The organism is Shinella yambaruensis, from assembly GCF_022899355.1.
In the GTDB taxonomy this organism is placed as follows: Bacteria; Pseudomonadota; Alphaproteobacteria; order Rhizobiales; family Rhizobiaceae; genus Shinella; species Shinella yambaruensis.
Genome location: NZ_JALJCK010000011.1, coordinates 57510 through 69605 on the forward strand (window position 1 = coordinate 57510; position 12096 = coordinate 69605).

General features: G+C 66.3%; 10 protein-coding genes. All 10 read left to right on the forward strand.

Going from position 1 to position 12096, the window contains the following annotated elements:
- The first annotated feature begins 23 nt into the window (after positions 1-23).
- Positions 24-2081, forward strand: a complete 2058-nt coding sequence (locus MUU56_RS23665) for a putative bifunctional diguanylate cyclase/phosphodiesterase (RefSeq protein WP_244769729.1) — start codon at positions 24-26, stop codon at positions 2079-2081.
- Positions 2082-2107: 26 nt separating this feature from the next.
- On the forward strand, positions 2108-2587 hold the full coding sequence (locus MUU56_RS23670; protein WP_244769730.1) for a putative pterin-binding protein: 480 nt from the start codon (positions 2108-2110) through the stop codon (positions 2585-2587).
- Positions 2584-4668 (forward strand): GGDEF domain-containing protein, encoded by a 2085-nt coding sequence (locus tag MUU56_RS23675; protein WP_244769731.1) that lies wholly within the window; start codon positions 2584-2586, stop codon positions 4666-4668. Before MUU56_RS23670 ends, MUU56_RS23675 begins: the two co-directional genes overlap by 4 nt.
- A 52-nt stretch (positions 4669-4720) precedes the next feature.
- A complete protein-coding gene (locus MUU56_RS23680) occupies positions 4721-5482 on the forward strand; it encodes a FadR/GntR family transcriptional regulator (RefSeq protein ID WP_244769732.1) in 762 nt (253 codons plus the stop codon).
- A 108-nt stretch (positions 5483-5590) separates the two neighbouring features.
- A complete protein-coding gene (locus tag MUU56_RS23685; RefSeq protein WP_244769733.1) occupies positions 5591-6568 on the forward strand; it encodes a substrate-binding domain-containing protein in 978 nt (325 codons plus the stop codon).
- A gap of 104 nt (positions 6569-6672) precedes the next feature.
- Complete coding sequence (locus tag MUU56_RS23690) at positions 6673-8244, forward strand: sugar ABC transporter ATP-binding protein (RefSeq protein WP_244769734.1); 1572 nt, start codon at positions 6673-6675, stop codon at positions 8242-8244.
- The gene (locus MUU56_RS23695) at positions 8237-9244 is read left to right on the forward strand and encodes an ABC transporter permease (RefSeq protein ID WP_244769735.1); all 1008 of its coding nucleotides are present in this window, start codon (positions 8237-8239) and stop codon (positions 9242-9244) included. The genes MUU56_RS23690 and MUU56_RS23695 overlap by 8 nt, the downstream gene beginning before the upstream one ends.
- A 3-nt stretch (positions 9245-9247) precedes the next feature.
- Positions 9248-10876 carry a GMC family oxidoreductase gene (locus tag MUU56_RS23700; RefSeq protein WP_244769736.1) on the forward strand — a complete coding sequence of 543 codons (1629 nt, stop codon included), beginning with the start codon at positions 9248-9250 and terminating at the stop codon, positions 10874-10876.
- A complete protein-coding gene (locus MUU56_RS23705; RefSeq protein WP_244769737.1) occupies positions 10873-11286 on the forward strand; it encodes a hypothetical protein in 414 nt (137 codons plus the stop codon). The genes MUU56_RS23700 and MUU56_RS23705 overlap by 4 nt, the downstream gene beginning before the upstream one ends.
- Before the next feature lie 12 nt (positions 11287-11298).
- Positions 11299-12081, forward strand: a complete 783-nt coding sequence (gene lra1, locus MUU56_RS23710; protein ID WP_244769738.1) for an L-rhamnose 1-dehydrogenase Lra1 — start codon at positions 11299-11301, stop codon at positions 12079-12081.
- The last annotated feature ends 15 nt before the right edge of the window (positions 12082-12096 follow it).

Here is a 12096-nt window from a genome sequence, read left to right on the forward strand (position 1 = left end):
CTGCACCGCGGAGGTCCACGAGAATGATAGGCCCGCTATTCCGTGTATTCGCATCAGAGCAGGATCCGCGCGATCGCGAGGAACTGGTCGTCGCGCAATACAAGTCGCTGACGAAGCAGATCCCGCTTCTCTACGTCATCCTGCTGTCGAATGCCTGGATGGTGGCGCTTTCCCACCATGGAAGTGCACCCGTGCCGCTGACCCTGCATATACCCGTCATCCTCACGGGGCTTTGCGTTGCGCGCCTGCTGCGGTGGCGGCGCCGTTCGCAGGCCGAACCATCGTTTTCCGAGGCCAGCCGCTCGCTCAGGGCGACGACCGTTCTGGCAGGCCTCCTCGCCGCCGCTTTCCTTGCCTGGGGACTGACGCTCTACAGCTACGGGACGGCGTTCACCCAGGGGCAGGTGGCATTCTTCATCGGCATTACGGTGGTCGGCTGCATCTTCTGCCTGATCCACCTGCCTCTGGCCGCCCTGTGCGCGGCCGTCATCGTCAACATCCCCTTCGTTGTCTTCCTCGTCTCGACCGGCAACCAGGCCTCCATCGCGGTTGCCGTCAACATCTTCCTGGTATCGATGGCGATGCTGGCGATCCTCGGCACGCACTACAACGATTTTGCGAGCCTCATTCGCGAGCGCCGGCGCCAGCGCCTGAAGCAGGCGGAAATCGAGGACCTGGCCGCCGAAAACAGGTGGCTCGCCAATCACGACGCGCTGACCGGGCTTCCCAACCGGCACAATTTCCTCGCCGCGATCGATGCCGCCCTTTCCAGCGTGAACGCAAGGCATGCGGAACTCTTCATCGCGGTCGTCAACCTCGACGGGTTCCGCGCCGTCAACGATGCCTTCGGCAACCAGGACGGCGATCACGTCCTGATGGAGGCTGCCCGACGTCTCGGGAGCAAAGACGACATCGACTTCATGGTCTTCCGGCTGGGGGGCGATGAATTCGGGCTCGTCTGGCAGCGGCCGCGCAATGGCGTCGCCGCCGTTCTGGCCGAGTGCGAGGAAATTTGTGCCTCGCTCGCCGTTCCCTATCCGATCGGCGGCGTCGAGGCCCGCATCTCGGCCACGATGGGGCTGTCCTCGTCGGGGACCGTTGCGGGCTGCGCCCGCTCGATCCACGAGGCCGCGCAATATGCGCTGGTCCACGCGAAGCGAAACCACCGGCGCGGGCGCGTGACGCTCTTCACGATGGACCACCAGGATGCGATCCGGCGGCACTCGATCCTGGAGCAGGCGATGCAGACGACCGACCTCGATGCGGAGCTGACGCTTGCCTTCCAGCCGATCGTGGACGTCCGCTCCGGCCTGCCGATCGGCTTCGAGGCGCTGGCCCGCTGGGACAGCCAGGACCTGGGGCCGGTCCGGCCGGACGAGTTCATCGTTGTCGCCGAGCGCGCGGGTCTCGCCAATCGGCTCACCTGCGTGCTGCTCGCCAAGGTGCTCGCCGTCGCGGCGACCTGGCCGGCCTGGCTCAGGCTCTCCTTCAATCTCTCCATGCAGGACATCTGTTCCTCGGACAGCGTGCTGCGACTGGTCGCGATCCTCAACCGAAGCGGCGTCGATCCCGGGCGCATCGATTTCGAGATCACGGAAACGGCCGTCGTCGGCGACTTCGATCAGCTTGTGGAGGCCGTCACCGTCCTGAGAGCCATGGGGGCCGGTATCTCGCTCGACGACTTCGGCACGGGCTATTCCACGCTCTGGCAAGTCAACCGGCTCCCGCTCGACAAGATCAAGGTCGATCGAAGCTTCGTCACCAACATCAACGAGAGCACCACCGGCTACAAGATCGTCAAATCGGTGATCGCCCTTTGCCGCGACATGAAGATCAACTGCGTGATCGAAGGCGTGGAGACCGTCGAGGAGCTGGACACGCTGCGCGAGCTCGATTGCGGCCTTGTCCAGGGCTATTACTATTCGCGTCCGCTGCCCGCCGATGCCGTGCTGGGCTACATCGACGCGACCTTTGCCGGAACGGCCGTTTCCCGCCGATCGCAAAATGAACCCGCCGAGTTTCCAAAACCTCGCCGACGCAACTTTGCAGGCCGCCGCCAAGCCGCGCGCCGCCCTGCCTGACCTTCACCCCACCAACGGAGATCGAAATGTCCATTCTTTCCAAAATCGCAGCAGGCCTCGCCATCACCGTCGCGCTCGGCGCCGTACCGGCCCTTGCCGACCCGCTCTTCACGATCCGCACCGCCGACAGCGCCAGGACCCTGGACGTGACCGCGGACATGATGGCCAGGGTGGGAAGCGTCACCTACCGGACCATCCTGCCGGGCACGGACGGGGCTGTCCACGAGGTGAAGGGACCGCTGATCCAAAAGCTGCTCGACGAGGCGGGCATCGACGCGGCGAACTACATGGCCGTCGCGCTCGACAACTACGAGATCGAAGTGCCGGCGGAAGACTTCAAGGCCCACGGGGCCATCGCCGCGGTCGAGGTCGACGGCAAGGCTCTCACCGTGCGCGACAAGGGCCCGGCGTGGATCGTCTATCCGGCAACGGACAATCCCGCCCTTGCCGACCCGCTCTACGAATCCCGCAGCGTCTGGCAGCTGAAAGAACTCGTGGCACAATGACGGCATTGCGAACCCTTCTCGGCAAGCTGCCGCTGGTACGCTTCCCCATCATCCTGGCGCTCTTCGTCATCATGCTGCCGGTCAGCTATCTCGGCCTGGCGGGCATTGCCGACGGGATCAACAACCGGCTCTACTTTTCAGCTCGGCTGGAGGAGGCGAGCCGGCTCGAGCTCGAAGCCACGACCTTCTTCAGCAAGGCGGAAGCCTTTGCCGAGGGCGATGCGCGGCGGACGCAAAAGGAGGTCGGGCTGGCGCTCGATCTCTTCTGGTCGCGGGTGGATGTCCTTTCGACCAAGTCCTATCGGCGGATCCAGGAGGACGAAGCGCTCGATGAGGCCTTGATCACGGAGCTGCTGTCGGCGATGCCGGCGCTGGAGCAGGCGGCCGCGACGCTCCGGCAGGGAAAGCCCGAAAGCTATCGGGACGTCGGGGCTTTCGCGCGACGATACCGCGAACGGATCATCGCCTTCAGCGACGATGCCAACAAGGCGCGCCGCAAGCGCATGAACAAGGCGGTCGAAACCCACCTCAAGAGCGTGACGACGTTGAAGCGCATCCAGATCGCCTATGTCGTCCTCGGCGTCGGCGCCGTGATCTACGTGCTGACGGAGCTGTATCTCACCCGCCGCCTCAACCAGCGCCTCGGCCGCAGCATTGCCGAAAACCGCCAGCTGCTCTTCACGGATCATCTGACCGGGATCGGCAACCGCGCCTGTTTCGAGAATCTGCTGAAGGAGCTGGATGCCGTTCCGCAGGCGGATTTCTCCGTCATCTATTTCGATCTCGACGGCTTCAAGCAGGTCAACGACACACTCGGCCATGCGATGGGCGACACGCTGCTGAAGCATGTCGCGTCCATCCTCGTCGCGACCCACAAGGACCAGGCCGCGGCCTCGTTCCGCTTTGGCGGGGACGAGTTCGCCGTGCTTCTCGTCGGCGGCCCCGAAGAGGCCTCGTCCTATGCGGAGAGGGCCGTCAACCGGATCGCCAGGCCTGCGGTCCTTGCGAAGAACATCGTCCAGGTCTCGGCAAGCGCGGGCTTCTCCCATATGCGGGATCTCAGCGCGGGCGAGGCGACCGACGCCCTCATGCGCAATGCGGACCTTGCCCTCTACGCTGCCAAGTCCGCCGGCCGGAACTGCGTCCGGCCGTTTGCCCCGCCCATGCTGGTCGGCCACGAGCGAAAGGTCCGGCTGGAGAAGGCGCTGTCGGAGGCGGTGCGCCGCGGTGCGGTCGATGTAGTCTTCCGGCCGATCCTGGACCTCAGGACGTTCGCGTTGCGAGCAGTGGAGGTCCGGCCCGCCTGGACCGACAAAACCTATGGCGTGATCGCGCCGGCGGAGATCAGGGCGATCGCGGAGGACGGCAATCTCGCCCTGGAACTCTCCGCAGGCATCCTCGGCAAGGCATTCCGCGCACTTGGCCCTCGTGTCCTGCAGCGGATTCCCACACTCTACCTCGACATTCCGGAAAACCTGCTGTCGCAGCCGACCTTCGCGGGCCATCTGTGCCGCCTCCTCGATGAATTCTCCATCGAGCGCGGCCGCCTTCAGCTGGAGCTGCGGCGCGCCGCGAAACCGGACTATGGCGAGACCTATCTCGCAAGTATCCGGCGCCTGCGGGATGCGGGCGTCGCCTTCGCCACGAAGGATATCGGCAGGGCCATCGATCGGCGCAACAGGCTCGCCAATCTGGACTTCGGCACGCTCAAGCTGGACCGCGCGCTCGTCGAGGAGGTCAGCCGGTCGGAACGCAGCCGCGGCGTCGTTGCAGGCCTTGCGGTTCTGGCGCGCCAGATGTCGGCCGCCATCGTTGCGCAGGGCATCGACAGCACCGACGATCTGAAGCGTCTTCGCCAAATGAACATCGCGTTGGGCGAGGGCCGTGCGCTTTCGCCCGTACTGTCGCCACCGGAGCTCGTGAAGCGCCTTGACGAGGGCTTCGGGGCGTTCGACGCCGTGACCAGGGAAAAGGGCGCGGCGCCGGGCGACGTTGCGCCTGATGTGATCGTCAAGCGTGAAAACCGAACGGTTGCTGACGTCTTGCCAGACAAGTTTGCAGGTTTTGGAGCCGCGTTGTAGTCTCCACCTTCGTCTCGGCCGTTCGGCCGTGCCTGCAAACGTGGAGAATTCAATGCAAGAGCTGGGACAGATCACGCCGCTGGAGCGTGCGCCGGCGGCGGCCGAGCGGGTCGCCAACCAACTGCTCGAACTGATACGGTCCGGCAACCTGAAGGCCGGCGACGTGCTGCCGTCCGAAAACGACCTGGCGCGCGCGCTGCAGGTCAGCCGTCCCGTCGTGCGCGAGGCGCTGCGCGGGCTCTCGATCATGGGTGTCGTGGAAAGCCGCCAGGGCGGGCGCTGCTACGTGACCAGCCTCGAAGTCTCCCGGCTTCTCGCGCCGCTCCAGTTCGTCATCGCGCTCGATGAAAGCAATGTGAACGCGCTCTATGAGGCGCGGCTGATCATCGAGGTGGGACTGATCCGGCTCGGTGCCGCGCTCGTCGATGACGCGACGCTTGCCCGATTGCGGGAAATGGTGACCGCCGGCTACGGCCTGACGAAGGATCCCGTCGGCTTCCGCGTGCTCGATCTCGAGTTCCACGAGCAGATCATGACGATCGCCGGCAATCCCTTCATGGAGGTGGTGGCGCGCAGCCTCTACCAGCTCGGCATGGAATACCGCCGTGTCGCCTCCGAAACGCCGGGCGTACTGGACCGCAGCGCGGCCGAGCACGAGGCGATCGTCGAGGCGCTCGCTACGCGCGATCCGGAAGCCGCCGCTGCGGCCATGCAGGCCCATCTGAGTTCCATCAACCGCACGACCTACGACGCCATGCACCGTGTCGGCACCGAGAAGACCCGCAGGCGGGACGGGGCGCCGGCCGCCTTTTAGTCGCCCTGTAAACTTAGCTTACAAGATTACCGGTTGACAACTTTCGCGTTTCTGCCGATGATGCTGTTGCGCCGATGGAGGAGCGTCATCAGGGAGGAATTCGATTTGTTGAGGAGACTCACCACGACCGTCGCAGCGCTTGCGCTGGCGGCCGTCATGCAGAACGGTTCTGCCTTCGCGCAGGACAATGAACTGACCGTCGGCGCGATCTATCTGGACGCGCAGGGTTTCTACGCCGGCGTCCGCAAGGGCGTTCAGGTCGGCGGCGCCGAGCTCGGCAAGAATGTCCAGATCATCGAGACGAATGCCGGCGGCGACGTGGGCAAGGAAGCGTCCTTCATCGACCGGCTGGTCTCGGCCGGCGTGGAGGCGATCATCCTTTCGGCGGTGTCGCCGGACGGATCTGTACGCGCGATCAGGCGGGCGCATGAGGCCGGCATACCGATCGTGTGCTACAACACCTGTCTCAACGAAAAGGACATGAAGGAATACGTCTACGCCTACGCGGTCGGCGATCCCTTCCAGTTCGGCTACAAGATCGGCCAGGTCGCGGCGGACGATTTCGTCAAGGCGGGCAAGACCGAGCCGAAGATCGGCATTCTCAACTGCGAATTCGTCGATGTCTGCGTGCAGCGCCGGCTCGGGTTCGAGAAGGCGCTCGGCGAGAAGGTGCCGGGCTTCAAGATCGTCTCCAACCAGGAGGCGACGATCCTCGACAAGGCGATCTCGACGGGCGAGAAGATCATCACCGCCAATCCGGACCTCGATGCCCTGTGGGGCGAATCCGGCGGTGCGGCGCTCGGCGCGGCCAAGGCGATCCGCAATACCGGCAATGCCGGAAAGATCATGGCCTACGGCTCCGACATGACCACCGAGATCGCGCAGGAGATCATCGCCGGCGACGTGATGCGCGGCACCGTGGACGTCTCGGGCCAGGCGCTCGGCAAGCTCGCCTTGCAGCAGGCGGTGAAGGCGATCGAGAAGGAGCCGCAGGGCGCGTTGATCGTGCCGAACCCGATCGACCTCTACACCAGCGCCGACGAGGCGAAAGCCTGGCTTGCGGCCCATCCGGACGGCCTGCCGTGAGGCGGTAGCCTTTCCGTTCGAGCGTGCCGGTCGCGTTCCGGCCGGCACGTTCCTTCCTGTCGGGCGATACGCCGACGCTCCCTTTCTCGAAACGAATGACCCCTATGGCAGCACCAGCTCCATCGCAGCAACCGGTCCAGCCCATTGCCGGCATTTCGGGCGCCGTGAAACGCTATGCCGGCGTCGTTGCGCTGGACCGTGTCGATTTCGCCGTGCGGCCGGGCGAGGTGCGCGCCCTGCTCGGCAAGAACGGCGCCGGCAAGTCGACGCTGATCCGGCTGCTCACCGGCGCCGAGACGCCTGACGAGGGAACCGTGACGCTGGCCGGCGAGGCCCTCGACCAGTCCGGGGAGAACCGGACGCGCCAGGCCTCGGCGCTTGGCGTGCGGTCCGTCTACCAGGAACTCAGCCTGGTGCGCGATATCAGCATCGCGGAGAACATGTTCCTCGGCGCCTGGCCGCGCCGGTGGGGTGTGCTCGACCATCGCGAGATGCGCCGGCGCACCGCCGAGGCGCTGGAAAATCTCGGCCTCTTCCTCGATCCGGCGACCGTGATCGCCGCGCTCAGTCCCGCCGAGCGCCAGCTCGTCGAAATCGCCCGCGCCACGATGGGCGCGCCGAAGCTGGTGATCCTCGACGAACCGACGAGTTCGCTGGCGGCGGCGGAGGTGGAGCAGGTGTTCGCGGCGGTCCGCCGCATGCGCGAGCGCGGGGTCGCGCTGATCTATGTCAGCCACCGCATGAAGGAGATCCGCGAGATCGCCGACACGGCAAGCGTGATGCGCGACGGCCACATCGTCTCGACGCTCGATATCGGCGCGGCCGACACGCGGGACATCGTGCGCATGATGCTCGGCCATGACGAGAAGAAGGACGACCTCGTCACGCCGCGTGCGGCTGGAAAGACACTGCTGTCCGTCCGCAATGTCAGCTATCGGCCGAAGCTCCAGGATATCAGCTTCGATCTCAGGCAGGGCGAGGTGCTCGGCATTGCCGGCCTGCTCGGTTCGGGCCGGACGGAGCTTCTGCGCATCATCGCCGGCCTGGAGCGGGCCGATGCCGGCAGCGTGAGCCTCGATGGTGTCGACGTCACCGGCGAGAGCTGGGCCGGCATGCTGAAGCGCGGACTCGGCATGACGCCGGAAAGCCGCAAGGACGACGGCATCGTGCCGCTGCTCGGCATCGACGAGAATACGGTGATGACCGACGCCAGTGCCGTGACATCCTATGGGGTCCTGTCGGCCCGGCGGGTTGCGGCCGCGACACGCGGGATCGTCGAGCGCATGAGCGTGAAGGCGCCGGAGACGACGACGCCGATCGGCACGCTGTCGGGCGGCAACCAGCAGAAGATCGTGATCGGCCGCTGGGTCTATGCCGGCTCGCGCCTGCTCCTGCTCGACGAGCCGACGCGCGGCGTCGACGTCGAGGCCAAGAGCCAGATCTACGCCATCATCCGCAAGCTCGCGGCCGAAGGCCGGAGCATCGTCTTCGTCTCCAGCGAGATCGAGGAACTGCCCCGGGTCTGCGACCGGGTGCTGGTGCTGCGCGAGGGCCGCATCGTGAAGACCTTCACTGCGCCCGGTATCAGCACCGACGACCTGATGACCGCCAGCATCGCTGGCCAGGTGCCCGACCCCGCCGGTCGGAACCATCGAAATGGAACGGACCATGACTGACGTCACTGCCGCACGGGCGGCCGCAAGGCCGCAGCGCCGCCTCGATTTCCAGCGCATGAACGAGATCGGCCTATTGGTCGTGATCGCGCTGCTCTATCTCGCCTTCTATCTCTACGCCAACAACTTCCTGACCTTCCGCAACCAGGTGTCGATCCTGCGCGATGCGGCGACCTTCGGCATCGCCGCCTGGGGTGCGACGCTGATCATCGTGGCGGGCGAGATCGACATCAGCGTCGGGCCCATGGTGGCCTTTCTGTCGGTCTGTTTCGCCTTCCTGCTGAAGTCCGACGACATGCCCATGGTCATGGCCTTCCTCTTGACGCTGGTCATCGGCGGGGCGCTCGGCGCGATACCCGGCATCCTGCGGGCCGTGTTCGACGTGCCGTCCTTCATCGGCACCCTCGGCCTCTGGAGCGCGCTGGGCGGGCTGGCGCTCTATTTCACCGACTCCGTCCCCGTCACCATTCCGGCGAACGATTTTCTCGACTGGCTGGGCGGCGAGCTGTTCGGCCTGCCGATCTCGGCGCTTGTCATGTTCGTCCTCTTCGGCGTCTTCGTCTTCATCAGCCGCAAGACGGCATTCGGCCGCTCCATCTTCGCCATCGGCGGCAATGCCAGCGCCGCGCATCTGGCGGGCATCAAGGTCCGGAACATCCGCGTGGCGCTGTTCGTCATCGCCGGCGTGCTCGCCGCGGTCACCGCGATCCTGCTCACCGCGCGGAACGGCGTCGGCGATGCCAGTGTCTCGCGCAGCGGGCTCGAATTCAGCGTCATCTCGGCCGTCGTGGTCGGCGGCACGGCGCTTTCCGGCGGGCGCGGCTCCATCCTCGGCACGCTGCTCGGCATCTTCGTCATCTCGCTGATCGGCAACGGCCTCGTGCTGATGGGCGTCAACTCCTACCTGCAGCCCGTCGTCAGCGGCGTCATCATCGTGGCGGCCGTGCTGCTGAACATCCTCGCCTCCCGCTACGGCGCGCGGCGCAACCGCAAGGGTGCGTAAGACATGGCCGAGACGCTGAAACCCATCGATTGCGACGTGCTGGTGGTCGGCTCCGGCCCCTCGGGCGCGGTCTTCGCCAAGCGTGCCGCGGAGGCAGGCATGCGCGTCGTCTGTCTCGAGCAGGGCGACTGGGTCGACTACTCCAAGGCGATCTCGGACAAGCCCGGCTTCGAACTGACCGCCTCGCGCGACTGGCAATATGTGCCGACCAAGCGCGAAAAATCCGGCGACTATCCCATCGCCGTCGAGGATTCCGATATCATCCCGCTCTACTGGAACGGTGTCGGCGGATCGTCCATCTCCTGGGCGGCGAACTGGATGCGCAACCTGCCGAGCGATTTCCGCGTGCGCACGCTCGACGGCGTCGCCGATGACTGGCCGATCTCCTACGAGGACCTGATGCCGCACTACGCGCGCACCGAGCGTGAATTCGTGGTGTCGGGCGTCGCAGGCGATCCGATGTATCCCGGACAGGACGAGCTGCTGCCGCCGGTGGACCTGACGAGAGCGGGCCGCCTCGTCGCCGCCGCGCAGAACAGGCTCGGCTGGCACTGGTGGCCCGGCACCAACGCCATCGCCACCGTGCCCCGCAACGGCATGGAGCCGTGCCAGCAGCGCACCGCCTGCATGTGGGGCTGCGTGGAGAAGGCGAAGGCCTCGACCGACCGCACGCACTGGCCGGCCCTCATCAGCCAGGGCGTGCGCCTCGTGACGAATGCCCGCGTCATCCGCATCGAGCTCGACCGGCAGGGGCTGGCGCGGGGTGCCGTCTATATCGACCGTACGACGGGCAGGGAGCATCTCGCCAAGGCCGCCATCGTCGTCATCGCGGCCAACGGCATCGGCACGCCGCGCCTGCTGCTTTCCAGCCGCGTGCCCGGCAAGGAAGATGGCATCGCCAACAGTTCCGGCCTCGTCGGCAAGCGGCTGATGCTGCATCCCACCGCCGCGGTCGTCGGCCTGTTCGACCAGCCGCTCGAAAGCTATCGCGGCGCCTGGGGGCAGGTCGCCTATACGCTGCAGTTCTACGAGACATCGAAGGACCGCGACTTCGTGCGCGGCTCGAAATGGAGCCTGCAACCGACCGGCAGCCCGGCCCAGATCGCCCGCCGTTGGCCGTGGGGGGACGAGAACCAGCTCTGGGGCGAGACCTTCCACGAGGAGTTCGCCCGCCGCTTCGGCCGGTCGGTCTCCTGGGGCATCATCTGCGAGGACCTGCCGGACACGGAGAACCGCGTGGAGCTCGACGAGGCGGCGCCGGACGACACCGGCATGCCGGGCGTGGAGATCCATTACAAGACGGGCGAGAACTCCCGGCGCATGCTCAAGTTCATGGCCGAGCGGGCGCGGGAATCGCTGATCGAGGCGGGTGCCTACCGCACCGTGACCGCCCCGCAAAGCCGCGAATCCGGCTGGCACATCCTCGGCACGGCGAAGATGGGCGACGACCCGAAAGACAGCGTGGTCGACCGTTACGGTCGGGCCCATGACGTTGCCAATCTCTTCATCGTCGACGGCAGCGTTTGGCCGACCTCGGCCGGCGTCAACCCGACCGCCACCATCGCCGCCTTCGCTTCGTGGAGCGCCGCCCATGTCGTTGCGAACCGGGCAAGCCAGAGGATGGCGTCATGAGCACAGAATCGTTGACCCAGGCCGAACGCAGCCGTCTCGAAGGGCTTTCCGATACCCTCATCCCGCCGGCTCCCGGTCATCTGTCCGCCAGCGAGGCCGGCATTTCCGGCGTGCTTCTGGAGCAGGCGCTGGCCTATGCCCCCGGCTTGGTCACCGTGCTGCACAAGGTCATCGCCGCCGTCGGCGATGCGCCGCCGCGACCGGCGCTCCTTACGCTGAAGGCGGCGGATCCGGCGACCTACGACACCTTCTGCGAGACCATCGCGGCCATCTACTTCCTTTCGCCGGACGTGCGCGCGGCCGTCGGCTTTCCCGGGCGCGAGCCGAAACCGGCGCGGGTCGATGTCGCCGATCTCGAAGACCTGCTGATGCCGGTGCTGGAAGCCGGCTTTGCGCCGCGTGCCATCTAGGGAGAACCGACCATGCTTCTCGAAGGCAAAAGAGCCATCGTCACCGGCGGATCGCGCGGCATCGGCAGTGCCATCGTCGTGGAGTTCGCCCGGCAGGGCGCGGATGTGGTCCTCGGCTATTTCGGCGAGAACGACAGCGGCTACGGCAGGGCTTCGGCGGTTGACGGCGTCGTCGCCGAGGTCGAGGCGCTCGGCCGCAGATGCGTGCCCGTCGAAGGCAATATCGGCGAGCCGGCCACGGCCGCGAAACTGGTCGATGCGGCGGTGACGGCGTTCGGCGGCGTCGATGTTCTGTCCTCCAATGCCGGCATCTGCCCGTTCCACGGTTTCCTCGACATGCCGCCGGAGATCCTGCAGCGCACCGTCGCGGTCAATCTCGAGGGGGCTTTCTACATCTGCCAGGCGGCGGCCAACCGGATGAAGGCGCAGGGCACGGGCGGCGCCATCGTCGCCACGAGCTCGATCTCGGCGCTCGTCGGCGGCGGCATGCAGACGCACTATACGCCGACCAAGGCCGGCCTGCATTCGCTGATGCAGTCCACCGCCATCGCGCTCGGCCCCCATGGCATCCGCTGCAACTCGGTGATGCCGGGCGCGATCCTGACGGACCTCAACCGCGAGGACCTCGAGGACGAGGAGAAGCTTGCCTATTTCAGCAAGCGCATCCCGCTCGGCCGTATCGGCCAGCCCCGGGACGTCGCGACCTGCGTCGCCTTCCTCGCGTCCGACATGGCGGCCTATGTCACCGGCGCCTCGCTGCTCGTCGACGGCGGCATGTTCGTCAATCTTCAATGACAGTCCACCTGACCG

Bases quoted from the DNA above. Each gene is read 5' to 3' on its own strand.
- MUU56_RS23670 (WP_244769730.1), top strand. From the start codon at position 2,108: ATGTCCATTCTTTCCAAAATCGCAGCAGGCCTCGCCATCACCGTCGCG.
- MUU56_RS23690 (WP_244769734.1), top strand. From the start codon at position 6,673: ATGGCAGCACCAGCTCCATCGCAGCAACCGGTCCAGCCCATTGCCGGC.
- MUU56_RS23700 (WP_244769736.1), top strand. From the start codon at position 9,248: ATGGCCGAGACGCTGAAACCCATCGATTGCGACGTGCTGGTGGTCGGC.
- MUU56_RS23695 (WP_244769735.1), top strand. From the start codon at position 8,237: ATGACTGACGTCACTGCCGCACGGGCGGCCGCAAGGCCGCAGCGCCGC.
- MUU56_RS23680 (WP_244769732.1), top strand. From the start codon at position 4,721: ATGCAAGAGCTGGGACAGATCACGCCGCTGGAGCGTGCGCCGGCGGCG.
- MUU56_RS23705 (WP_244769737.1), top strand. From the start codon at position 10,873: ATGAGCACAGAATCGTTGACCCAGGCCGAACGCAGCCGTCTCGAAGGG.
- MUU56_RS23665 (WP_244769729.1), top strand. From the start codon at position 24: ATGATAGGCCCGCTATTCCGTGTATTCGCATCAGAGCAGGATCCGCGC.
- MUU56_RS23675 (WP_244769731.1), top strand. From the start codon at position 2,584: ATGACGGCATTGCGAACCCTTCTCGGCAAGCTGCCGCTGGTACGCTTC.
- lra1 (WP_244769738.1), top strand. From the start codon at position 11,299: ATGCTTCTCGAAGGCAAAAGAGCCATCGTCACCGGCGGATCGCGCGGC.